Annotated in this window: 21 protein-coding genes, 1 other RNA gene and 2 pseudogenes; 1 reads left to right on the top strand and 23 read right to left on the bottom strand. The window is 36.4% G+C overall.

Annotated elements, in window-relative coordinates; all coding sequences use genetic code 11:
• From Q5O73_RS04770 to Q5O73_RS04725, 10 genes are all read right to left on the bottom strand, one after another.
• A partial coding sequence (locus tag Q5O73_RS04770) for a 1-deoxy-D-xylulose-5-phosphate synthase N-terminal domain-containing protein (RefSeq protein ID WP_302669148.1) occupies positions 1-425 on the bottom strand: 425 nt, incomplete at its 3' end.
• A gap of 14 nt (positions 426-439) precedes the next feature.
• Positions 440-3,427 (bottom strand): hypothetical protein, encoded by a 2,988-nt coding sequence (locus Q5O73_RS04765; RefSeq protein WP_302669147.1) that lies wholly within the window; start codon positions 3,425-3,427, stop codon positions 440-442.
• A gap of 42 nt (positions 3,428-3,469) precedes the next feature.
• On the bottom strand, positions 3,470-4,066 hold the full coding sequence (recR, locus tag Q5O73_RS04760) for a recombination mediator RecR (protein ID WP_021951796.1): 597 nt from the start codon (positions 4,064-4,066) through the stop codon (positions 3,470-3,472).
• 30 nt (positions 4,067-4,096) lie between these two features.
• The gene (locus Q5O73_RS04755) at positions 4,097-4,435 is read right to left on the bottom strand and encodes a YbaB/EbfC family nucleoid-associated protein (RefSeq protein WP_021951795.1); all 339 of its coding nucleotides are present in this window, start codon (positions 4,433-4,435) and stop codon (positions 4,097-4,099) included.
• Between the two features lies 1 nt (position 4,436).
• Entirely contained in the window at positions 4,437-5,999 is a 1,563-nt protein-coding gene (gene dnaX / locus Q5O73_RS04750) for a DNA polymerase III subunit gamma/tau (protein WP_302669146.1), read from the bottom strand.
• Positions 6,000-6,161: 162 nt separating this feature from the next.
• Positions 6,162-6,470, bottom strand: coding sequence for a hypothetical protein (locus tag Q5O73_RS04745; protein ID WP_302669145.1), 309 nt, complete (start codon positions 6,468-6,470; stop codon positions 6,162-6,164).
• A gap of 167 nt (positions 6,471-6,637) precedes the next feature.
• Positions 6,638-6,898, bottom strand: an RNA gene (gene ffs, locus Q5O73_RS04740) — signal recognition particle sRNA large type.
• Between the two features lie 63 nt (positions 6,899-6,961).
• Positions 6,962-7,411, bottom strand: a complete 450-nt coding sequence (gene tadA / locus Q5O73_RS04735) for a tRNA adenosine(34) deaminase TadA (RefSeq protein ID WP_021951792.1) — start codon at positions 7,409-7,411, stop codon at positions 6,962-6,964.
• Between the two features lie 42 nt (positions 7,412-7,453).
• Complete coding sequence (locus tag Q5O73_RS04730; RefSeq protein WP_021951791.1) at positions 7,454-7,843, bottom strand: hypothetical protein; 390 nt, start codon at positions 7,841-7,843, stop codon at positions 7,454-7,456.
• 54 nt (positions 7,844-7,897) lie between these two features.
• Positions 7,898-9,676 carry a glycosyl hydrolase family 18 protein gene (locus Q5O73_RS04725; protein WP_021951790.1) on the bottom strand — a complete coding sequence of 593 codons (1,779 nt, stop codon included), beginning with the start codon at positions 9,674-9,676 and terminating at the stop codon, positions 7,898-7,900.
• A gap of 540 nt (positions 9,677-10,216) precedes the next feature.
• On the opposite strand from Q5O73_RS04725, the gene Q5O73_RS04720 reads away from it, so the two are divergent.
• Positions 10,217-10,993: an adaptor protein MecA gene (locus Q5O73_RS04720; RefSeq protein ID WP_302669144.1), complete on the top strand. Its 777-nt coding sequence runs from the start codon at positions 10,217-10,219 to the stop codon at positions 10,991-10,993.
• 77 nt (positions 10,994-11,070) lie between these two features.
• On the opposite strand, the gene Q5O73_RS04715 is transcribed toward Q5O73_RS04720, so the two are convergent.
• The 13 genes and pseudogenes from Q5O73_RS04715 to Q5O73_RS04660 form a co-directional block, all read right to left on the bottom strand.
• Positions 11,071-11,856 carry an RNA methyltransferase gene (locus Q5O73_RS04715; RefSeq protein WP_302669143.1) on the bottom strand — a complete coding sequence of 262 codons (786 nt, stop codon included), beginning with the start codon at positions 11,854-11,856 and terminating at the stop codon, positions 11,071-11,073.
• An 18-nt stretch (positions 11,857-11,874) separates the two neighbouring features.
• Positions 11,875-15,360, bottom strand: a complete 3,486-nt coding sequence (locus Q5O73_RS04710) for a DNA polymerase III subunit alpha (RefSeq protein WP_302669142.1) — start codon at positions 15,358-15,360, stop codon at positions 11,875-11,877.
• A gap of 434 nt (positions 15,361-15,794) precedes the next feature.
• On the bottom strand, positions 15,795-16,052 hold the full coding sequence (locus tag Q5O73_RS04705) for an HPr family phosphocarrier protein (RefSeq protein ID WP_021951786.1): 258 nt from the start codon (positions 16,050-16,052) through the stop codon (positions 15,795-15,797).
• A gap of 65 nt (positions 16,053-16,117) precedes the next feature.
• Entirely contained in the window at positions 16,118-17,062 is a 945-nt protein-coding gene (gene whiA, locus Q5O73_RS04700; RefSeq protein WP_021951785.1) for a DNA-binding protein WhiA, read from the bottom strand.
• A 19-nt stretch (positions 17,063-17,081) separates the two neighbouring features.
• Positions 17,082-17,942, bottom strand: a complete 861-nt coding sequence (gene rapZ / locus Q5O73_RS04695; RefSeq protein ID WP_186840521.1) for an RNase adapter RapZ — start codon at positions 17,940-17,942, stop codon at positions 17,082-17,084.
• A gap of 12 nt (positions 17,943-17,954) precedes the next feature.
• Positions 17,955-18,107 (bottom strand): annotated as a pseudogene (locus Q5O73_RS10650) (UDP-N-acetylenolpyruvoylglucosamine reductase); the annotation flags it as partial.
• 63 nt (positions 18,108-18,170) lie between these two features.
• Complete coding sequence (locus Q5O73_RS04690; protein WP_368076745.1) at positions 18,171-18,857, bottom strand: FAD-binding protein; 687 nt, start codon at positions 18,855-18,857, stop codon at positions 18,171-18,173.
• A 21-nt stretch (positions 18,858-18,878) separates the two neighbouring features.
• Positions 18,879-19,820, bottom strand: a complete 942-nt coding sequence (locus Q5O73_RS04685; protein WP_302669141.1) for an ROK family glucokinase — start codon at positions 19,818-19,820, stop codon at positions 18,879-18,881.
• 19 nt (positions 19,821-19,839) lie between these two features.
• Positions 19,840-20,787, bottom strand: coding sequence for an HPr(Ser) kinase/phosphatase (gene hprK, locus Q5O73_RS04680; RefSeq protein WP_021951781.1), 948 nt, complete (start codon positions 20,785-20,787; stop codon positions 19,840-19,842).
• A gap of 99 nt (positions 20,788-20,886) precedes the next feature.
• Complete coding sequence (uvrC, locus tag Q5O73_RS04675) at positions 20,887-22,791, bottom strand: excinuclease ABC subunit UvrC (RefSeq protein WP_302669140.1); 1,905 nt, start codon at positions 22,789-22,791, stop codon at positions 20,887-20,889.
• Positions 22,792-22,934: 143 nt separating this feature from the next.
• The gene (locus Q5O73_RS04670; RefSeq protein ID WP_302669139.1) at positions 22,935-23,816 is read right to left on the bottom strand and encodes a hypothetical protein; all 882 of its coding nucleotides are present in this window, start codon (positions 23,814-23,816) and stop codon (positions 22,935-22,937) included.
• A gap of 12 nt (positions 23,817-23,828) precedes the next feature.
• A complete protein-coding gene (locus tag Q5O73_RS04665) occupies positions 23,829-24,932 on the bottom strand; it encodes a hypothetical protein (RefSeq protein ID WP_021951778.1) in 1,104 nt (367 codons plus the stop codon).
• Positions 24,933-25,162: 230 nt separating this feature from the next.
• Positions 25,163-25,343, bottom strand: a pseudogene (locus Q5O73_RS04660) (hypothetical protein); the annotation flags it as partial.

Raw genomic sequence — 25,343 nt, 5'->3', positions numbered from 1 at the left:
GTGTATACTCTGTAATCCTTATGATCCATTTTGCCTGCCAATGCCATACCTACTGCTGTAGATACTCCCTGACCTAATGAACCTGATGACATATCAACTCCCGGAGTATGCTTCATATCAGGATGTCCCTGCAAATATGAATCCGGCTTACGAAGTGTCACAATATCTTCTTTTGGAATAAATCCTTTTTCAGCAAGTACTCCATATAAAACAGGTGCTGCATGTCCCTTTGATAAAACAAATCTGTCTCTGTTAGGATTTTTTGGATTTTTGGCATCAACATTCATTTCCTCATAATACAGGAAAGTTACCATGTCAGCAGCTGATAAAGAGCCACCCGGATGTCCTGATTTTGCACTGTGAAGACCTGTAACAATGTTTTTCCTTACTTCGTTAGCAATCTTTTTTAACTGTAAATTTTCCATTGTTTCTTCCTTTCTTATACATTAAAATCTGATTCTACCAATATGTTATTACCTTCCTCATCTTTTTTAGATGCGAAGATACCCTTTAGCTTTCTTCCTATTCTTCTTGATTTAGAAATAGCCTCATCTACAATGCTTTCAACATCACTTCTGCCAATTCCCTTATTTACACCAAAGAAGTCATCTATAGCCTTATAAAATGCAAGGTTTGCAACCTCGTCAAAAACATATCCCTTGTCTTTTGCATAGCGTTTACCATATTCTACCCATTCCTTAATGTCGTATTCTCTTATGGTAACTACATGATTAAATACCCTTGCAGCCCTCTGGGATTCATTTAATATCTTTGTCATTCCATCAGTTTCGCCTTCTAAGATAATAATCATGTCATCTGTAAACATACCTGATACATCTGTTATTTCACTTAATGTCATAGGTCCTAACCTGTCAGCATTTTCAATAATCAAATCACTTCCAAGAAGCTTTGATAACACTGTTCTAAAACCTTTTCTGTTAAGTGCCACAGCATCTATTTTTGCCAGTTTTCTGTTTCTTCTGCCACGCTTTTTATTTACAAGCTTAATAATTTCTATGGCAAGTGTGGTTTTACCCGTCTTTTCACTTCCCATAATAACTACATTGCCCTCTGCTGAATTTCCATTAGGCTTGTAATTAATAATTAAATCCTTTAAAACATCCCTTATATTGGTGTCAAATCCTTCCACATTAAGATAGTTTTTAAAGGCTGACAGTTCTTCCTCTGTTAAAACTATTTCAGGCTCTACGTCCTCTGCAGAATCTCCATTAGTCTTATCAGTAGGCAGAATCTCCTCATTATATATCGGCTTTGCCTTTTTCCTTACTATAGCCTTGTCAGTATTTCCTTCTTTTACTTCTTCCTTTGTATCATCCGGTTTTGCCTGTTTATCTTCCGGTTCTTCCGTTACCTCCGGTGTCACTTCTTCTTCCTCTTCCTTCGGCTCTTCTAATACTTCAGGTGATTGGCTTAAATTTTCATCCGGCTTTTCCTCTTCTACCATGTCAGGTACCTTGATTTCTAATTTTCCTTCTTCTACAATACCTGCTCCTGAAAGAATTTCTATACTTGCTGATGTAGCATTTTTAACCTTTAAATTCAAGCCCGGCTTTTCAGCCTTTGTTGCCTCTGACTTTTGATTTTCAGTTTCTCTGACAGCAGATTTTAATTCATCTTCTGTTGGAAGTTCCTGGGTAACAAATCCTGAGTTGTCTATCTTAAGGTCTGCTACCATATCATCTTCTATTTCTTCCGGTTCTAAATTATTCTGTGCTTCCCTTTGGGCTTTAGGCTCTACATCCGTTTCCGGCTCAATTTCCGGTTCAGATTGTGCTTTCTGTTCAGCTTTAGCCTCAGGCTCAATTTCTGCTTTCTGTTCAGCTTCAATCTCTACCTCAGGCTCGGTTTCTACTTCCGGCTGTGGTTTTACCTCTGCCTCAGGTTCATTTTCCGGCTCAATAACCTCCTCTTCAACCTGTCCATCCTTCTGCAAATTATCTTCGCTGTTAAAATGAAGCAATTCATCCTTTTCCTTTAGAGATTCCTCTAACTCCTCTCTTGCAGAAGTTGCCTCATCTATAATATTTACAGCCTGCTTAACAGTATCCGCCTTTAATATGCCTCTTTCCTGAAGTTTCCTTAATATATCCGCAACTCCATTCATGTCACTAATGGTATTTTCGGCTTCATTCTGTTCCTGTACCGGCCCTGTTTCTTCTTTCAAATCCTCCGAATGGGATTTTTCCTGTATTTCCGGTGCTTCATCTTTTTCTGCTTCCGGTTCTTTCTTATCCTCTGTAACTTCTGACTGCAAAGATGATTCATCAGCCTCCCTGCTTTGGGATTTTGCATTTTCACCTTCTAAGTCCGTTACTATTTCTTCCATTACCGGCTCTTTTTCAGTTTCATCCTCTTCTTCAAGTTCTGAAACCTCTTCCTCGATTTTTTCTTCATCTACCGGCTGTTCAGCTATTTCTGCCTCTTCCATTAACTCTTCAATGGTTTTATTGTTTAAGTCATCCTCTTCGGATTTTAATATAATCTCTTCCATATCGCCATTCATTTTAGGAAAAATCTTTGTTTCTCCTAAATTACCTGAAGCTGTATTGTCAAAAATTCTTGTTTTCGAAAGTTCGTCCTCTGTCTCCTTATTCTGTGCCATCTTAGACTGTTCTTTCTTCTCGTCTGCAAGAATCTCTTTCACGCTGTCTGCCACTGCTGCCTGAATATCCTCCTCCGCAGTTTGTGGTTCCACCTTAATTTCAGGAATATCATGGACAATATCCATTTTAACATCTAACGGCTTTAATTCCTCCGCATGCTTTTTAGCTGCTTCGGCTTCCATTGCTATTTTTTTCTTGTTTTCATCATATTTTTCCTGCTGTGCAGGGGTTAGCGGGCTATACATTTTCTTAAGATCCATTGCCTTAAATACATATTTTCCCTCAGCAAACCAAAGGCATATTTCATCACATATATCAATACATTTCTGCTTGTCACCGATTATGTGATACAGTTTGGCTAATTCATATGCCCATCTTTCTTCCATGTCAATATTAACATACTCCTCCAGTATGCCAATTAACTCTTCAATAGGCTTTTCCTGTGCCTTTGCCATTTTGTATTTAAGCACAAATCTTGATGTGTCCCTAGGTGCCATTTCCACGAAATCTTCGTAATAGTCTTTAGCTGCGGTAAAATCTTTTGTCTTTATTGACAAAAGACATAGCTTATACGCTATATGACGACCGGTATTTGTGTTTTCATAGGCTGTAAGAAGCACTTCTTTTGCCTTCTCATAATTATGGTTTAATTCATATGCATTTGCCACGATGTTAAGTAAATTGTTATCTTTAATTTTCTTTATATCCAAAGCATCTGCTATTTTACCTGCCTCTTCGTAATCCCTGTCATGCAGTGCTCTTTTTATTTCCTCTAATTTCAGCTTCTGCTCGTTTTTGTCCATTTGAATTCCTCTTATTTTAATATTTATCCATGCTTACATTTTCTAAACCGTAACTCGTCCCTGTAATGCCCTGAGCAATGTTACATTGTCAATACACTCTAAATCTCCTCCTACAGGAACACCGCTGGCAATTCTTGTAACCTTTATTCCCAAAGGCTTAACAACCTTGCTGATATACATGGCTGTTGCCTCACCTTCCACACTGGAATTAGTAGCAATAATCACCTCATTTACGTCGTCCTTCAGACGTTCAAACAGCTCTTTTAAGCGGATATCATTTTGTCCTATACCTGCCATAGGATTTATTGCTCCGTGAAGTACATGATAAACTCCCTTATACTCTCCGACTTTTTCGTATGCCGCCATATCTTTGGTAGACTCAACTACCATAATAGTCTTATGGTCTCTTTCCTTGCTACTGCAAATAGGGCATTCATCCTGGTCAGTAAGGGTACAGCATGTCTTACAGTATTTAACATTTTCCTTGGCATTTATCATGGCATTTGCAATATCCTCTACCTGCTCTTTGGGCATGTCCAAAATATGAAATGCCAGTCTTCCTGCGGTTTTTGCACCCACTCCCGGAAGAGTCGATAATTCTTCAATTAGTTTTGTTATATATCCACTGTAGTAATCCAATGTCCTTACCTCTTTCTTTAAGTCAAACTATTAGAACAGTCCGCCTAATCCTCCGGTAATTTTGGACATTTTCTGTGTTGACATTTCTTCCATTTTTCTTATGGCCTCATTTACTGCTGCCATAACTAAATCCTCTAACATTTCAATGTCATCAGGGTCTACAACTTCCGGATCAAGTTTAATTTTTGTAATTTCCTTTGAACCTGAAATTGTAACTTCAACGGCTCCACCACCTGCTGTTGCAGTATATTCGGAAGCTTCAAGTTCTGCCTGGGCTTCCTCCATCTGCTTCTGCATCTTCTGTGCCTGCTTCATTATATTATTCATATTCCCCGGCATTCCTCCCGGAAATCCACCTCTTTTTGCCATTTTAAAAATCCTCCTGTACTACTTCCATATTAATATTCTTTAATACAACCTCCTGGAAATAATCTCCAAAATTCTGGTTGCCCTCAAGCATTGTCATTTCTACCTTGACCTGCTTATTAATTTCTTCACTTATTATATTATTAAGCATTTCTATAATCTCAGGTTTATTGCAGCCCTCATATCCGATAGCTCCCGGATTAAATACTATAAGAAGGGTATCATCCCCTTTGACACTAAACCTGGCATCATTTAGAAATGTCTTATACGGATTTGAAATATGTCTTTTTACCTTTCCCCAGTTATCCACTACATACTGGATATCTGCCGGAACAGGCTTGTCAAAGACTTTTTTAGGTTTACTTTCTACCTTCTCCTCAGTTGCAGGCACAGCTACCTTTGCCACAAAATCTCCCTTTTCCATTTTGTTTTCCAAAATAGAAATTCTGTTAATTAGAGATGCCGTATCATTTTCCATCTGAGGCTTATTTAGTTTTATAAGTGCAATTTCTATCAGCACTCTTTTATTTGAAGCATATTTTATCTGACCGGCAAGTTCTGAGAACACCCGTATATATCTCATTATTACATCTGTCTCAACCATTGATGCTTCTTCCTTTAATGCCTCTATACGTTCTGCCGAAGCATCTATAAAATCCGTTGTTCCGTCAGAAGTCTTTATAAGCATTAAATTACGCAGGTACCATATAAAATCACTGACAAACTGCCCTAGTTCTCTTCCCTGCATAACCATTTCATCTAATATGTTAATACATTCAGTAACATTCCCTGCAATAATACTTCTGGTAAGTCTGCTGAAAATTTCATTGTCAACTGCCCCTAAAACCTCTAACACATTTTCGTAGGTGAGCTTCTGTCCCAGATAAAACGCTATACACTGGTCTAAAAGACTAAGAGCATCACGCATGGAGCCATCCGCTGCCTTTGCCACATATCTGATAGCCTTATCCTCTACATCTATGCCTTCCTTTTCCATTAATTCCGTAAGTCTGGCAGCTATTGTATCTATGGTGATTCTTTTAAAATCATATCTCTGGCACCTTGATAAAATAGTTATTGGTATTTTATGGGGTTCTGTAGTAGCCAAAATAAACATTACATATGACGGTGGTTCCTCTAATGTTTTTAAAAGTGCATTAAAAGCACCAATGGATAACATATGCACCTCGTCGATAATGTACACGGTATACTTTCCATTAGCCGGTGTATATTGGATTTCGTCTCTTATCTGACGAATATTATCTACACCGTTGTTTGATGCCGCATCTATTTCAACTACATTCATTGCACTGCCTGAATTAATTGCCCGACACGTTTCACATTCATTGCACGGGCTTCCATCTATAGGGTGTTCACAGTTTACAGCTCTGGCAAAAATCTTCGCCACACTTGTTTTTCCTGTTCCCCGTGTTCCACAAAAAAGATATGCATGTCCTATTCTGTTAGCATTAATCTGATTTTTAAGAGTCTGTACTATATGATCCTGCCCTTTAACCTGCTCAAATGATGTAGGTCTGAATTTTCTGTATAATGCTGTATAAGACATGTTTTCTCCCTTCGTAATATTCACGCAAAAATGTTTTTTTAGATTTTGGGCGCACTACACCTATTGCGCCTTTGGAATCATTATAAACCAAAAAAGTTTTCCATACAAGACGTTGGAAAACTTTTCTATATTTTTATTAAGTATATTGACACTTATATGTCTTTATTTAATTTTACTCATTATGTAATCATATACCTCTGTTGGAATCTTATAATAACTTTTATCTACACGGCAATATCCATTATTATCGTCCGGTGAATATATTTCCACCATATCTCCTGAGGGTTCAATTTTTAAGTATGCAGCGGGAGCTGATTTAAGCTCAAATCGGTTAATCTTCTCCCATTTTCCGGTATCCTCCACACTATCTGATGCATTGTCAATGCTGTTGGAATTTTGCTTATTGGTATTTTCCTCATTTTCCACTGCCTGTTCATATGCTGACTGTGCCTGAGTAAGCTGTTCCTGCAATTTAGTAAGCTGCTCTTCAAGTCGTGTTTTTGTCTGTCCGGTGTTAATAAGGTGTATTTTTCGTGAGAATTAAATGAATAAAACTAAGTATACAAAAAGGGAGTTAAAACCAAACAGCTAAATAACTGTTAATGTTCTAACTCCCTTATATGTTTTATTTTATTAATCCGTGCGGTTTGCTTTGTGAATATCCCATAAGCGTTACCTTTACAGTTAACTCGGTCCAGGCACCCTCATGTCACACGAGATGATCTGCTTAGTGCTGCTCCATTCCTGACCTGACACGGTTCACAGGACCCCGTTGCATAAGACCCGGACGTCAACATCACTTATAAAGGGCAGCCCTACAAGATATACCCGACACAAACCATCACCCCTGCTATAGCGGATTGCAGGTTCAGGGCGCCGCTACCTCCCCGGCTGCACGGAAGTGTTATAACAAATTCATTTGTCAGAAATACAGTATAACCCAATGACTTTTTCTTTGTCAACTATGATTTTCTAAGATTTCTAAAAAAATCCTTTAAAAGGCTGCTGCATTCTTCTTCTAATATGCCCTTTTCAATCTCTACCTGATGGTTAAATTTGTCCACCTGCAACAGATTCATAATAGAGCCTGCACATCCTGCCTTTGGATTCATGCATCCTATATATACTTTTTTTATTCTTGCCTGAACTATGGCTCCTGCACACATCTGGCACGGCTCGGTGGTAACATACATCTCACAATCATCAAGCCTCCAGTCATCAAGCTTTTTACTGGCCTTTTTTATGGCATTTAACTCGGCATGGCTTAAAGTATTTTTGTCAACCATTCTTCTGTTATAGCCTCTGCCTATTATTTTATCCTTATATACAATAACGCATCCTATAGGTACCTCACCAATATCCCATGCCTTTTTTGCCTGCTTTATTGCCTCTCTCATGTACTTTTCTTTCATCTTAATATTCCATCTGATATTTTATATAAACTTTTAACATATTTATCCCACATATCTTACCTGATAACCGGCTCTTTTGCCTTCCTCCATATCAGCCCTGAATTCTCCACCTTCGTACTCATTACTAAATATGTATATTCCTGCTATTTCCTCCATGGAAAATCCGTTTTGTTCTAATTCATTCTTATCTACCTTTATGGTGTACATGGAATTTTCCACCACAGGATTTAAGGAACCAATTTTGTATCCCTTCTTACTTCCATAACGATATAAATAAATATTAACAAACTCTGCAAGATATCCCTTTGGTATTTTTAAAGTAAGATTAAATTTACAGGTAGTGTCCTTTTCCTTACACTCCACAAATCCTACATTCCTTACTTTTCTTCCGTTTACATAATAATAAATATACAATAACTTCCTATTATTCATTTTTGCCTCACTCCTTCACTGAATTATATGAGGCAAAAATGTAAATTATGACTATTATTTAAAATATTCTGAAATTGTTTTCCAGATGCCGTCCTCTTCCTGACCTAATGACCAGTAAGCAGCTCCTCCTAATTTGTACTTATTCATTAATTCCAGCCTTGACTTAACTGATGTTTCATCCTCAAGCCAAATCATGAAAGTACTGCTTCCCTTTGTATACGTTACAAAATTCTGTCCTGTAGTTTCGTCAAAAGCCGGCTTAACTCCTGCAGCCTTGTATTCTTTCTTTGCGGCATTCATTCCAACAGCCTTGCTTGATAAATAATAATTTCCATTTGCTGCATCTTCAATAAGCTTTCCTGAACCATCTGCATTGCCATCCTCTTCACTTTTTGTTTCCCAGATTCTTGTATAAAACGGCATTCCATTTATTACTCTGTCAGAATTTCCTGTTTCTTCCAAAGTATCTTTAATTGAATTTTGTGCATAAGACATAGATGACACTGAACCTGCCTCATCACTTGCAGAAGTATGTTCATCATAATTCATTATAATCAAATAATCCACTAATTTAATCTGCTGCTTTCTGTCATAATAGGCACTCCATTTAGATGGTGCATAATTATCTACCGAAAGAACTTTTTTAGCAGCCCTACACTCAATGGATAATTCCCTAAGGAACTGAAGATAGTCATCAATAATCTCTTCTGTTATATATTCAAAGTCAATATTAACGCCGTCTAGTTCATAACTGTCTGCAAAATACATTATATTGTTAATAAATTTCTTTCTAAGAGCAGTTGATGTTAATACCTTCTTTGTAAGTTTCCTGTCTGTAAAGTCATTAACTAACGCCCACACCTGCATTCCCTTTTTATGGGCTTTTTCCACATAATTTAAATCTGCAAGGGATGACAGATTTCCGTTTTTATCCACCAATGAAAACCATGTAGGGGAAATAACATTTACCCCTTTAACATTTGCTGTCAGTTCATCAAAGTTGTTATTGGCATTCTGATTATATATCTGATTCCATGCCAGACTCACCTTTGTATCTAATGTTACATGAGTGTATGTATCATCGTCATTTTTAAATGAAACCTCCTGAGTTCCACTATCATTTAACTCCGATACGGGAATGTATCCGATATAGCCGTTTTCTGTTCGTACTTTATCCCAGTTCTTGCCACTTTCTATAACTGTAACCTTTGTTCCCTTTGAAATTTCTTTTACTATAAGGTTCTGGTAATCACCTTTAGTACGCATTTCAATATTACTGTCAGTAGTCATTATATTTTTCTTTCCACTTTTATATGTAATACTTAAAATAGCCGGTGCATCACCTTCTGCCTTAGTTAATTTATAATTAATATCTACAAATTTTTTAACGGTTTCTATATTTATATAGCATTTTTTATTTTCTTTAATGCAGGTTGTATAATTAACCTTTTCCTTGTCTATAACATTTTCATTAAGAGGCATTTCATAGGAAGTTGTTGCGTTGGTAAACATTAAACTCCCATTGCTTTTATCATAGTAAAATCTTGGGTCTATATTGTCTTTAACCATATCAATGCTTACAAATACATCTGCATCCTTCATAATTCCGTACTGTTCGCTATATTTATCCTCTAATGCAACTGCCACTACACTGTCACCGCTTTTGGTAGTGTAATTAACATCCTTGCCATTATCATCTTCATAGGTAAGTCCCATATACCATTTTAAATCCACTTTTCCATCATTAGTCTTTCTAAACATATCACATCCTGATAAAACAAACGCTGAAATCACTAATGCGGTAAGTGCAATATATCTTACGTTTTTTCTCACTGTAATTCCTCCTTATAATAAATGTAATGTCCCTACCTTTAATCAGAGGCATTTCGTCGGAAATGTACCATAAATGGAACATAACACTTTTATCATACCATAAATAAAAAAGACTGCATACAGTATTTTCCCTTACATATGAAAACTTCTGCACTATAATAGTACAGAAGTCTACATTCATGGGGAAACCATAAACTTTCTTGTGAAATACTAATTTTAGTTATTGTTATGCTATGTTTCCGTATTATTCATTTAACCTTAAACCGATTATATCATATTGTTTATATATTGCAACCTATTTTTTGTAACAGCTATGCCTGCGGATTCGAGCCGGGATGGCTGAGCTGTAACTGTATCGCATGGCTGAGCTGTTACCATTTTTAAAAATTTTGTCATACTTTGTACATTTTTACAGTATATATATTGTACTTGTAAGATATTGCTAACCTAAAATCTTTACACTTTTAGGTTTATTGGATATACTAGTATCATAAATGTTTTTGTATTATAACGAATCTATTCGAATGAGAGGTGATTTTTATGAAAATTGAAAAAATCAATGACAATCAGATTCGCTGTACCTTAACCAGGGAGGACCTTGAGGATCGTGACATTACAATAAGTGAGTTGGCATACGGTTCCATGAAGATTAAAGAACTTTTTCAGGACATGATGCGTCAGGCAAATGACGATTTCGGTTTTGATGTTAGTAACATTCCGTTAATGGTGGAAGCCACACCGATTCCTTCTGATGGTATTGTTCTGGTTATAACTAAGGTCCCTAATCAGGATGAGGATGGTCATCACTATCCTTCATTGTTTTCCAACGGTTTTCCTGAGGAATTAAAGGAAAAAATTAAGGAAAGCTTATATGCACATTTTGGTGATGCAGGGGTTGAACTTGATTATTTTGATGAAATAATAGAGGATTCTTTAGATGACTACGATGACGAAGCTCCTTTAGATGAGGAATCTTCTTTAGATAAAGATAATAATCAGCCTAAATTAGAGGAATATTCAGTCCATCTTCTTTCTTCTTATGATGATTTGAATGTTTTAATTGATTTAGCAGGAATTTTAAATGATGAATTTTCAGGTGAAAGTTCCCTATATAAGTCTCCTTTAGATGGCAGATATTATCTTAACGTTCTTTTTACTTCAAAAGACGAATTTTTTGTAGCAAGGGCCAGAGGACTTATTTCAGAATACGGCAGGACCGAAGATGTGACGGCTTTTAAACCGGCATATCTTAATGAGCATTATGAAGTAATTATTGCAGATCATGCTGTTGAGAAGCTGGCTTCTATTGCCTATTAATTATAACCAAAAATAACCGGGTTCTAACGATTTCAAATCGTTAATGCCCGGTTATTTTTATGTTAATTATATTTCATCTATTGTATTTTGTCCCTGACAGCTTTTGCTTCATACATAAGAATTGCCGTGGCAATTGCTGCATTTAATGATTCCACCTTTCCTTCCATAGGTATCTTTATAAGCCTATCCGCCTTTTGTGACACTTCCTGACTAAGGCCCCTTGCCTCGTTGCCAATTAGCAGTGCAACATCCCTGTTAAACACACCGTTATGGTACAAATCCCCCTTTAGATGTGCTGCGTAGGTTGTAATACCCCTTTGTTTTAACTTATCTATGTCCTCCGGCAAATTATGGGAAATGGCAAAAGGAACCCTGAATATGGAACCCATAGTTGAACGTATTACCTTTGGGTTATATATATCTGCACAATCACTGCTCATTATTATGCCTGAAATTCCTGCTCCCTCACCGGTTCTCACAATTGTTCCCAAATTTCCCGGATCCTGCAACCGGTCTAATACCACAATACAGCTGCCATTTTTATTACGTTTTTCAATTATATCCTCTACGGTATATTTTTTTTGCTTTACTATGGCTAAAACTCCCTGCGGTGTAACAGTATCTGATATTTTTTTAAATATGTTATCACTTACTATATTGTAGCTATAGCCTTTAAGACTGTCCTTGTTTTCTTTTTCAAAACTTTCTGAAACATAAATCTCTTTCAGTTCGTCCCTTGGGACCTCCAAAAACATCTTAATGCCTTCTACCGTAAACAACCCGGTGGATTTTCGCACTTTAGACTTTTCTTTAAGACTTATAATATTTTTTATATGAGCATTTGTAGCTGATGTAATTAGCATATCCTAATCTCCCATTTTTTACTGGAGAAGCTTTACTAAATCCTCTCCGTAGATTTCCTTTAATTTTTCAACAAAATTCTTATTGGCATCTACTCTGTACTGTGCCGGCATCATTTTTCTCTGACGCTCCTTCGCCAATGCTATCATAACTCTGTCATTTCCTTTATTTTCAGATAAAAGACTGATTAACTTCTGTTCCCCGGCAATATAGGCTTCCTTATCCTTAAAGGCTATCCAAAGCTCTGACGGAACCTGAACAAACTCTTTTATTTCACTTGCCTTAACCTTTCCCGGAGCATTTTCCTGTATATCTGCCTCTCCTGTGATAAATATTTTTCTGCCTTCCATTAGAATTTCCCTATATTTATCAAATTCTCTTGGAAAAACAACGATTTCCACAGTTCCCACTAAATCTTCCAAAGTTAAAAACGCCATCTGATCTCCACGCTTTGTGAATTTTCTCGTTACAGTGGTTATTATTCCTCCTACCGTAACCCGGCTTTTGTCCTTTATTTTATAACTTTCCCCTTCTTCAGGAACAGCAAAATCAAGACTCATGTTTGTAATAACACGTTTCCACTTTTCTTCCATGTCAGATAGAGGATGACCACTGGCATATATTCCAATAACTTCCTTTTCAAATTCAAGCTTCTGGTCATTATCATATTCACCAACATTTGGCATTTGCATTTTGTAATTCTTTTTCTGGTCCTCATCGGCAATGTCAAACAATGACATTTGTCCCTGCATGGTATCTTTTTTATCCTGGTTTACACTGTCCACAATCTGAACATAAACCATCATCATCTGCTTTCTCGTGGCACCAAATGAATCAAAGGCTCCCGCCTTAATGAAATTTTCAATGGCTCTTTTATTTACTCCAAGAGGTGCTGTCCTTGAAATGAAATCTTCAAGGTCTTTATATATTCCACGAGCCTCTCTTTCAGCTACTATATTGTCGATAACAGCTTTTCCTACATTTTTTATTGCTGTAAGACCATATCTGATACTGTCTCCTTTAGCTGAAAATCCGCTTTCACCTTCATTTATGTCCGGTGGCAAAATTTTTATTCCCATGGAGCGACAGGAATATACATATTCTGCTACCTTGTCAGTCATATCCATAACTGACGACAACATCGCTGCCATAAATTCAGCAGTATAATAGTATTTAAGGTACGCTGTCTGGTATGTAACCACAGCATATGCCGCAGCATGGGACTTATTAAAGGCGTACTGAGCAAAAACCGTCATTTCGTCGTATATTTTATTGGCAATTGACTCGCTTATTCCATTGTTTACACATCCCTTGATGTTTTCTGACTCGTCACCGTAAACAAAAACCTTTCGTTCTTTTGCCATAACATCCGCTTTTTTCTTTGACATTGCTCTTCTTAACAAATCGCTTCGTCCCAGAGAAAATCCTGCCAGGTCACGGACTATCTGCATTACCTGTTCCTGATAAACGATACATCCGTAGGTTGGCTCTAATATACTCTCAAGTTGAGGACAATCGTAGGTTACGCTGTCTGCATTATTTTTTCCCTCAATATATTTTGGAATGAAATCCATCGGTCCCGGTCTGTACAAAGAAATTCCCGCTATAATATCTTCAAGGCTTTCAGGTTTTAATTCCTTCATGAAGCTTTTCATTCCGCTGCTTTCTAGCTGGAATATTCCTTCTGTATTTCCGGTACCAATATAGTGAAGTACATTTTTATCTGAATAATCTATTTTGTTTAAATAAATATCAAGACCTCTGTTTTTCTTAATGAATCTTAGGGCATTTTGTATAACCGTAAGGTTTCTAAGACCTAAAAAGTCCATTTTCAAAAGTCCCAGTTCCTCTAATGTTGTCATTATGTACTGGGTAGTTATGGAGCCGTCTGAGGCTCTGGACAAAGGTACATATTCATCTACCGGCTTTCCGCAAATAACAACTCCCGCCGCGTGCATGGATGCGTGTCTTGGGAGTCCCTCAAGTCTTTTTGACATATCAATAAGATACTTTACATCCGAATCCCCTTCATATAAATCCCTTAATTCCTTGCTTTGCTTTAATGCTATATCAAGAGTCATATGGAGATCATTTGGTATCATTTTGGCAATGGCATCTGCCTGGGCATAAGGCATATCAAGTACCCTGGCCACATCACGTATTACTCCCTTTGCCTTCAGTGTTCCAAAGGTTACAATCTGTGCCACATGGTCTTTTCCATATTTTCTTCCTACATAATCAATAACTTCCTGTCTTCTTTCAATACAGAAGTCCACGTCAATATCAGGCATGGAAACTCTTTCAGGATTAAGGAATCGCTCAAAAATCAGATTATATCTCATTGGCTCTATATCTGTAATCTCAAGGCAATAAGACACAATGCTTCCTGCTGCAGAGCCTCTTCCCGGGCCTACGGCAATTCCACTGGATTTGGCAAAATGAATAAAATCCCATACAATAAGGAAATATTCAATGTAACCCATACTTTTTATTGTATTAAGTTCATAATTAAGTCTGTCTTCTAATTCTTCCCTGGAAAGCTTACAGTTTTCGTCCTTTTCACCTTTAAACACCGGATATCTTTTATGTAAACCATTTTCACATAATTCCTTTAAATATGTCCATGATGTATACCCCTTTGGGACAGGGAAACTTGGGATTTTAGTTACTCCAAATTCAAAGGTTACATTACAACGCTTAGCTATTTTTTCTGTATTTTCCAAAGCCTGGGGAGCATACTTAAATAAATCCGCCATTTCCTCAGGAGATTTTAAATAGTATTGTCCCCCTTCATATCTCATTCTGTCTTCATCAGACTTCTTTTTTCCTGTCTGAATACACAATAAAATATCGTGGGCTTCCACATCATCTGCATAAGTGTAATGAACGTCATTGGTACATACTAAGTCCACTCCCAATTCATCACTTAATCTTAAAAGCTGCTGATTAACAGTTTTTTGTTCCGGAATACCATGATCCTGTAATTCCAAAAAATAATTATCCTTACCAAATATATCTAAGTATCTAAGTGCTGCCTCTTTTCCTGCCTGATAATCCCCTCTTGCAAGAAATCTCTGGACTTCTCCTGCAAGACAGGCACTAAGGCATATAATTCCTTCGTGAAACTCCCTTAATACTTCATAATCTACTCTGGGCTTATAGTAAAAACCATCTACAAATCCCTTAGATACTATTTTGCATAAATTAGCATATCCTTTATTATTTTCTGCAAGCAAAATAAGGTGATAGTACCTGTCCTCACCTGCATTTGCTTCTTTATCAAATCTTGAACCGGGAGCTACATACACCTCACAACCTATTATGGGTTTTATGCCGTTAGCCAACGCCGCACGGTAAAAATCTATTGCCCCATACATTACGCCATGGTCTGTAATGGCAAGACTATCCATTCCCAATTCTTTAGCTCTCTTAGTTATTTCTTTTATTTTACTTGAACCGTCTAACAAACTAAACTCTGTATGGACGTGTAAATGTGTAAAACTCATATATACCTGCTTTCCTGTCTTTATGCCCATGCATATTTTCTACACCGTCAATTCTAAATACAAGTATAACACAGTTTCCCTTCCATTTGGTTATAAAATTCTTAGGTTCATATTTCCGCTTTTTTATAATAATTACTGCATTTTAAAACCCCAGGCCTTAAAAGACCCGGGGTTTTAAAAAATTATATAGAGAAAAACATTCAAAGATAGTTAATATGCTAATAATATTTTTTTGCTTTTCATTTGTTAGTATTAGTATCTTATTTTTCACATATTTTTTCAAGTGTCCATTTTTTTGTATATTCTGTTATTTTTTAGTTTTCCTGATATAACAACATCATTACACCCTTTTGTCCATGATAAAAAGAACCGGCTCCATAGTTGACTTTATCAACCCTAAGCCGGCTCGTTTTATTTTACTCTAATTTAATTTCTTAATTTTTGTTTCCTAAATATTTTTCTATGCTTTCTATTGCCTGTGCCTCATCTGCACCATCTGCAGAAACCTTTACTGTCTGTCCCGGCACAAGTCCTAAAGCCATCATTCCCATAATGCTCTTTGCATTAACCTTCTTTGTCTCGTACTCAACATAGATTTTACTTTCAAACTGGCTTGCAACCTGTACACATTTAGCCACCGGGCTAGCTTCCACACCCTGCTTGATATCAATCGTAATGTCCTTTGTTGTCATTTTATACTTCCTTTCTAAAGGGTCATTCCCTTAATTCATTTGCAATGGGACCAAATTTTCAGCAGTTAATCCCTCAATTCGTCTGCAATACGACAAATCTTTCTTAACCGATGATTAACTCCCGACTTTCCTAATGGCGGGTCCAGCATTTCCCCTAGCTCCTGTAATGAAGCATCAGGATTTTCCACTCTGACAGTAGCAATATCCTGTAATTTTTCAGGTAAATACGACAAACCTTTTTTTTCTATAATCATATTTATGTCATCAATCTGTCTTATAGAAGTAGAAACCGTCTTTTTAATGTTTGCAGTTTCACAATTAACCTGCCTGTTATAGTAGTTACTCATATCCTTAAGAATACGGATATTTTCCATTTTCATTAAAGCAACGTGAGCCTCCATAACATTTAAAACATTAATAATTCCTTCGCCTTCTTTGATATATACCACAAAATGACCTTTTCTTGCAACTGTTTTCGCTTCAATATTGAAATTTTTAAGTAAATTTATTATTTGTTCCGACTTTTTATCACTGCTACACTTTATCTCAAAGTGGTAGGATTTCTGAGGATCATTAATGGAACCTGCTGCCATAAACGCCCCTCTGATAAAGGCACGTTTGCAACAGTCCTTCATTATAATAACATTATTTGTTATTGATAAATTCTCCTCTATATCACCATAAGAATTAATCAGTTTCGTTGCCTGCAAAACTTTTAACGCCTCATCATGTTCCTTTATGGTAATAGTATATGTCTTTTGACTTTTTGAATATGCATTATTTCTTGATACAATTTCTGTCTCAATACGAAAAGTTTTCCATAAAAGCTGCTTAAGCTTATCTGCCGTTACCTTGGTTTCAGTACGGAATCTCACGGAATACTTTCCATTTTCGTCAATGGCAACACTTCCACACATGGATAAAATAGCCGCAGTCTCTGCAATCTTACAATGCATTGCACTACTTATGTGAGTGGCTAACTCTTCTTTCACCTCTTGGGAGAAACTCATAATATTTTCCTCCATGATTTTATCTGGTAATATCCCTATGGGCTATTCTGATGCCGTATCCTGCATCTGCGCTGTCAAGCTGCTTGTACAATTCCTTCGCCACGGTTACTGACCTGTGATGTCCTCCGGTACATCCTATTCCAATAACCAGCTGGTTTTTTCCTTCATCTATGTAATTAGGAATCAAAAATTTTACCATATCCGTAAGTTTCTCTAAAAATTCCCTAGATACTTCCGAATCTAATACAAAATCCTGCACTTCCTTATCTTCACCGGTTTTATGCTTTAACTCCGGAATATAATAAGGGTTAGGCAAAAACCTCACATCAAAAACCAAATCACAGTCTGCCGGCACTCCAAATTTGAAGCCAAAAGACATTATTGTTACAAAAAGGTTTCTGTATTCCTTATTCATAACAAAAATCTTTTCAATTTCAGTTCTTAAATTTCTCACAAGAAGATTGCTGGTATCAATAATATAGTCTGCCTGCTTTCTTAAAAATGCAAGCTTTTTTCTTTCTGTGTTAATTTCATTTTCAACACTGTCCGCATCACCCATAGGATGGCTTCTTCTTGTTTCTTTAAAACGCTTAATTAAAGTGCTGTTATTGCAGTCTAAAAACAGAATCTCATAATTCTGGTCCTTAATACGCAGATTTTCCAATACTTCATTTATTCTGTCTAAATTGTTGCCACTTCTTATATCAACTCCAATGGCAACCTTGTTTTTTTCGCTGGTCTGACTAAACAGTAAATCAGCAAAATTTTCTATTAAATCTATAGGCAAATTGTCTACACAATAATATCCATTATCCTCGAATATCTTAAGAGCCGTAATTTTTCCGGCTCCTGACATTCCTGTAACTATAACAAACCGCATTGCTGTCTCCCTTTAAATAATTTTAACTTCCGGTTCTAATGTAACATTAAATTTCTCTTTTACAGTTTTCTCCACGTCATTTATAACCTGCAAAACATCAGTTGCCGTTGCATTACTGTAATTAATAACAAATCCACAATGCTTTTCTGAAACCATGGCACCGCCTACCCTGTAGCCTTAAATACCAGCATATTCAAAAAGCTTTCAGGCAAAATAGCCCTCAGGCCTTTAGAATGAACTTCCGTCACTTGGAAATTCCAACGGCTGCTTTGCCTTTCTCTTTTGCATAAGCATCTGCATAATCAAACTGATTTCCTCTGAAGTTCCTATAAATAAGCCAATGCACATCTGAAGAACTATCATTCCTTCTTTTGCAATTCTGCTGGTTCTATATCCCATATCAAGCTCTGATATATCTAGTTTTCTGACATTTCCATCCCTGTCTAAAACCTTTACCCACTTAATTACATCCTTCATTTCACCACCATAAGCCCCTGCATTCATAACAACGGCTCCGCCTACATTTCCCGGTATTCCATGGGCAAATTCAAAACCACCTAAGTCATTTACTGCTGCCGTCATGGCAATTGCTGATAATTTGGCTCCGGCATCTGCCACAATTTCCTCTCCGATAACATCTATGGTATTAATCCTTGAATTTACTTCAATTATTATGCCATCATATCCCTCATCTCTTACAAGGATATTACTTCCGTTACCTATAACCATATATGGTGCATTTTCCGCTCTGCATGCCTTTACTGTATCCACTAATTCATCTATTGACCCCGGAATTACGTAAAGGGCTGCATTTCCACCGCACTTAAAGGTACAGTGCTTTGCCATATTTTCGTTTTCCTTAACAAATTCTTCTCCAACAATTTCCTTTAATCTGTCTATTAACTGCTGTGTCATGAAAAAATCACTCCTAACAAATTATTTTATTATTAATGCTGCTGAACCAAACATTCCTGCATCATTTCCCAATTCTGCCAAATGAACTGCTGCATCTCCACATGCTGAAAAACATGTTTCCCTATATGTATCCTTTACAACATCAATAAGGTATGAACCTGCCTTACTTACTCCTCCACCTATGATAAACGCCTGTGGATTTACTGTCGCTGCAATATTTGACATGGCCTTTCCAAGATAGTTGCCCATCTGCTTTGTTATGGTTATTGCACCTTCGTTTCCTTCTTTTGCCAAATCAAAAACATCCTTAGCTGTAATATTTTCCCCGAATTCATTTAATTTTTCGTCACTATGAGCTGCCATATATCTCTTTGCAAGTCGTACAACTCCTGTGGCAGATGCATACTGCTCCAGACATCCATGTCTTCCGCAATTACACTGTTCCTCTTCTCCATCCTGCATATGCATATGTCCGATTTCTCCTGCACCACCATTGTAGCCTGTAAGAATCTTACCATTAATAATGACTCCGCCACCTACACCGGTTCCAAGAGTAATCATTACAATGTCATCATAACCTTTTCCGCCACCTTTCCATGCTTCACCAAGGGCGGCTACGTTTGCATCATTTCCGGCTTTAACCTTAATACCATGGAACATTTCAGAAAGCTTCTGTTCAACATTGAAAGTTCCCCATCCTAAATTTACACACTGTAAAACTGTTCCATCTGCTAAAACAGGTCCCGGAAGTCCAATTCCAATACCTTCTATTTCATCAAGGCTGATGCCTTCTTTTACTAATTTACCCTCTAAAGCCTCACATATATCTGCAAGAATATTTTCACCAAAATTTTCTGTTCTTGTAGTAATTTCCCACTTATCTAAAACTTCTCCATTATTTTTAAAGAAACCTATCTTTATTGTAGTTCCTCCAACATCAATTCCAAAACAATACTCTTTCATTTTTTCCTCCTAAATTATTTTATTCATCGTCTTCTGTTGCTTTCTTCATATTTTTTTCTACACGGTTATATAATTCCTGTGCCGCATTATATCCCATTCTCTTCTGTCTGTGGTTAACCGCCGCTGACTCAACAATAACTGCAAGATTTCGTCCCGGTCTGATAGGAATGGAGTGACACACTACTTTATTTCCCAGAAATTCAATGTAATTGTCCACAAGACCCATTCTGTCATATTCTTTTTCTCTATCCCACTCTTCCAGTTTAATAACCATATCAATGTTTGCCGTATCCAAAATACTTTCAACACCAAACAATGCCTTAACATCAATAATTCCAATGCCTCGAAGTTCAATAAAATGCTTGGTTATTTCAGGTGATGTTCCAATCAATGTTTCATCACTTACTTTTCTGATTTCCACCACATCATCTGTAACTAAACGATGTCCTCTCTTTATCAGTTCAAGGGCTGCTTCACTTTTTCCAATTCCGCTTTCACCCATAATCAGCACACCTTCACCATAAACATCCACCAAAACTCCATGTCTTGTAATGCAAGGTGCCAGTTCAACATTTAACCATCTTGACAGTTCAGCGTTAAATCTGGATGTAGCCATATCTGTTGATAAAATAGGAACTCCATGCTTTGCTCCAATTTCAATCATATCCTCATCCGGCTTATTGCCACGACAAAGAATAAGACACGGTATACCGCTGCTCATCAGTTTCTCATACACCCATTGTCTGTTTTTTCTTTCCATGTTATCTAAAAATGCACATTCCACATTTCCAATAATCTGAACTCTTTCTTTATCAAAATGTTCAAAAAAGCCTGCCAGCTGTAATGCCGGTCTGTTTACTTCCGGTATGGTAATCTTAATTTTATCTGTATCCACTGATGGTGTATGATTTGTAAGTTTGTAATACTCTACAATCTTTGTAAATTTGATGCTGATATCTGATTCCATTTTATGCTCTCCTCTCCTGTTATTATTAATATTTTATAACTTTACTCCTGTCTGATATAATATCATCCGGGCATTTTTTTGTACACATTATTTTTAAATTTAGTGAAAGAACTTATATACATCCTTAGCTACATTTTCATTCATAGATGGTGCTTTCTCCAATTCCTCCACCGTGGCAGTTCTGATATTTTCCAGAGTTTTAAAATGTCTCATAAGTGCTTTTCGCCTTGTAGGTCCCACTCCCGGAATATCATCTAAAATAGAATGTACCTGTCCTTTATTTCTAAGACTTCTATGATATTCAATGGCAAATCTGTGGGTTTCATCCTGTATTCTTGTAATAAGTTTAAAACCTTCAGAATGGCTATCTATTGGTATTTCCACATTATTATAATATAAACCTCTTGTTCTATGATTGTCATCCTTAACCATTCCACATACAGGAATATTTATTCCTAAATTGTCAAGAACTTTAAGAGCTACATTTACCTGTCCTTTTCCTCCGTCCATTAAAAGCACATCCGGAAACTTACTAAAACTTCCCATATTGTAATCACCGTCTTCTAAATCCAGTTTCTCACGCTCTTCCAAACCATGTTTAAAACGTCTTGTAAGAACCTCTTCCATGCTGGCGTAATCGTCCGGTCCCTTTACGGATTTAATTTTGAACTTTCGATAGTTATTTCTCTTTGGTTTGCCGTCCTCATACACAATCATGGATGCCACAGATTCATATCCATTGGTATTTGATATATCATATGACTCCATTCTGTGAATTCCGGTAATTCCCGTAAGTTCCTCTATTTCATGAACTGCACCTGTGGTCTTTCTCTGCTCACGTCTGTATTTTTCCTTGTTTTGCTCTAACAGATTTTCAGCATTCTTAGCTGCCAGTTCCACTAACTTTTCCTTACTTCCCTTTTTAGGATTTACTATTTTAACAGTATAATTCTGATTTCTGCTAAGCAATTTTGATAATAATTCCGGCTCTTCTACCTCCTCCTGTACCAGTAATTCGTGGGGAATAAAAGGTGTTCCTATATAATATTGTTTGATAAAGCTCGTAAGAATGTCCCTTCCCGTATCTCCCGGAACTGTTGTCAGATAAAAATGTTCCCTTCCTATGAGTTTTCCGTTTCTCACAAAAAATACCTGAACCACTGCATCATTTCCCTCTTCTGCATATGCAATAATATCTCTGTCTTCAAATTGATGGGTTGTTATTTTCTGATTACCTGCCACGTGGTTAATACTGTTTATTAAATCACGGCACTCCATAGCCTTTTCAAAATCCAGTTCTGCCGATGCCTTTTGCATCTTTTCCTCTAGTTCCTTGATGGTGTCTCTGTAATTACCCTCTAGAAATTTTATTGCCTTATCTACATTCTCCCGATATTTTTCTTTCGATATATATCCCTGACACGCTCCATCGCATTGCCCAATATGATAGTACAAACAAGGTCGTCCATTAACATGGGGAACTTCCTTTTTATTCTCCTGTTCCTCCCATGGTTTTCTATTATCTATTATGGTTTTATTACAATTTCTGATTTTATACATTTTCTGTAATAAATCTATGGTGTCACGAACTGCCCCGGCACTGGTAAAGGGGCCAAAATATTTATTATTGTCTTTTTTCATTCTTCGGGCTAAAAGTATTCTCGGATAATCTTCACGCAAAGTAACCATGACATATGGATAAGTCTTGTCATCCATAAGCATGGTGTTGTACTTTGGTCTATATTCTTTTATAAGGTTACACTCTAAAATGAGAGCCTCTAATTCGGAATCTGTCAATATATATTCAAACCTTTTGATATTTGAAACCATTGACTGAATTTTCAGGCTCTTCTTAGTGCTTTCCCTAAAATATGAACTTACCCGCCTTTTTAAATTAACTGCCTTACCTACATATATAACGTCGTCCCGTTTATCATGCATAAGATAAACTCCCGGCGTTTCCGGCATTTTCTTCAATTCCTCTGAAAAATTAAACTCACTCATATGGCTATTGTACCAAATTGCAGGCAGTATGACTAGCCACTAATCATTGGAAATACATTTTGAATTTTAGAAAATAACGTATAAAAAAGCTGCTTCTTTAAAGCTTACAAAACTCTGAAGAAACAGCTCACATATATTTCAATTTAAATATTTAATTTTAACTCTTTGTTTCCTTCAAGAATATTCACGTCCGTTTCCAAAGTATTATCCTTGCATGAAACCGTTACATAATACTTATATTGACTTTTGTCCTTTAATTCCACCAACATATTAACATCCACTGTGTCATCTTCTCTCAGTAAATAAGTATATTTTACATTTTCAAGAGTTTTGGAATATTTATTCTTAATTTCATCGTCAATTTTTTCCTTTACGTTCTTAGCATTTAACATTTTAAAGAATTCCTCTTCTGATATTTCTTTAGCCTCGTATTCCTTACATGTCTTCGAATTATCATCCCATTTAAAATGATATTTCTGTTGAGACAAACTCATCCAGTCCTTAAAATCGGATTGTAATTCATAATATGAATAGTTATATGCGTACAGTTCATTATTTTCTACGAATAAATTAATTCTATTTTTAGAATACAATTCGACTGCCTGATATTTTTCCACTCCATATATTATGGTCTTCATTTCATCATTCTGTCTCACCTGTACCTCATTAAAAAGCACATACTTATGCCCCAGATTGATTGTTTCAATTGACGTGTCACTTGTAGCTATGAATGCATCTGCTAATTTTTTGCTTTCCTTCGAATTTAAGAACCAAAGTTCAAACTCACTTTCATCTCCGTTCTGTTTGCCCTTTGTTAATGCAAATGCCTCTTCCTCTCCATCCTCATCAAAATCGTCCACAACCATTTTAAACACTTCTTTATCAGTTAATTTTTTAATTTCATTTTTATAGTTCACTGTTATTTTTTCAGAAGTGTCGTTTTCAACCTTGTTCTTTGATGTACCACATCCTATTAAAGTTATCACTAATGCTGATAAAATAGTTACTAATGCTATCTTTTTCATTTTGTTTTCTCCCTACTTTTCTCCTACAAATTCTGCCCTGCCAATCACCAGTGAATCAGTTTCCGCATCATATTTTAAATACACGTTCAGCTTACCAATCTCTTTAGAGCCAATAGTAATCCTCAGTGAAGTCCTGATTGTTTTATCATCATTTCTTTCTTTGAAATAATCATATTCCGCATAATGGTTATCCCATGTTTCTGCCATTAAAGCATGTAAACTCAATGCACCGGCTGTATCTTCTTCAGTCATTCCAAGTTTGCCTTCTTTGTAAACACGGGCAGCCTGATTATCTGATCTATCCAAATCATTTGGATCTACATATTCCAATTCACTTTTTTGGCATCCTAAATCTAAAAGAGAAATTATCTGCTCATAATTAAATTTAACTCCTGTGATTTTCATTTTATAATCGTCCAACAATTCGACACGAAATGCATCTCTCTCCAACTCTGCCGTCTCAACATTACTGTATATTCTTTTTAATTCCTTACCTGTGAATTCATAAAGATTCCAGTCAACATGCATATTAGGTTCGCTGGACAAAATCACTTCATCTTTACCGTCTCCCGTAACATCCCACAGATTCAACTGTTCGTCTCTGCCACCCAAACCTGCAAATATGTCAGTCCTTGTCAGATAACTTTTCTTGTTTTTATAATCCAGCACTGCAATATAAGCATAATTTTCATTAATATCCACATTTTTGTTTTCATCAATAACTAATACAAGACATTCCCCTTCTCCGCTAATATTACCTACAGTAGCGTTAGTGATATATACCCTATCCTTAAATCCAAGATAGGATAAATCATACGTTGGTTCATCCTTTTTTTCCGTGCAAAATGTGGCGTCAGTTTCTTCTGCATATTGACATTTGTGAATAACAACCTCAACTGTTCCATTTGTCTTTTTAGGATCAGGCACTTCAAAACCTGCATCTGTTTCTTTTGTCTGTGTTAAATGGATTTGTGATTTTTCACCTGACATTTTCATAACATCATTCCCACTTGTTTCAATACCCGTTTTTTCTTCAACACTACCACATGCAACCAAGCCGAAAGTTGCAACTCCCATTAGCACTAATGCCATGATTTTTCTTACTGTTTTCCTCACCGTTTTTCTCCTTTGATTCATACATTAAATTTCAATTTTGTAGTAGCATTCATACCCAAATATCTACTTTCAAAACTAATTTTATTCTATCACAAACACAACTCTTGTCCATCATTTTTTGAAAAATTTTTACATTATTTTTTTACAACCTATTGTATGAAAAAAGTTATAGGACCATCCCCCTAAATCGGGATTTGAATTCTATAACTTTGTTCTAATAATTATGTCTTTTAGGCTGTCTGTTTCTCGGCAAGCTGCCTCTTTAATTCCTCTATTTCTTTTTCATATTTGTCTAATCGGTTCTGCTTTTCGTCCAACTGACTCTGCTTTTCATCTAATTTTTTCTGCATTACCTTATGTTCCTCTTCTCTTGCATCCTTCATCATGTCATCAATTGCCTTACACATATCC

The sequence above is a fragment of the Eubacterium sp. AF15-50 genome (genome assembly GCF_934835595.1).
Taxonomy (GTDB): domain Bacteria; phylum Bacillota; class Clostridia; order Lachnospirales; family Lachnospiraceae; genus Eubacterium_G; species Eubacterium_G segne.
Note: the sequence above shows the minus strand (reverse complement) of the source record. Positions and strands in the feature narration are given on the sequence as shown.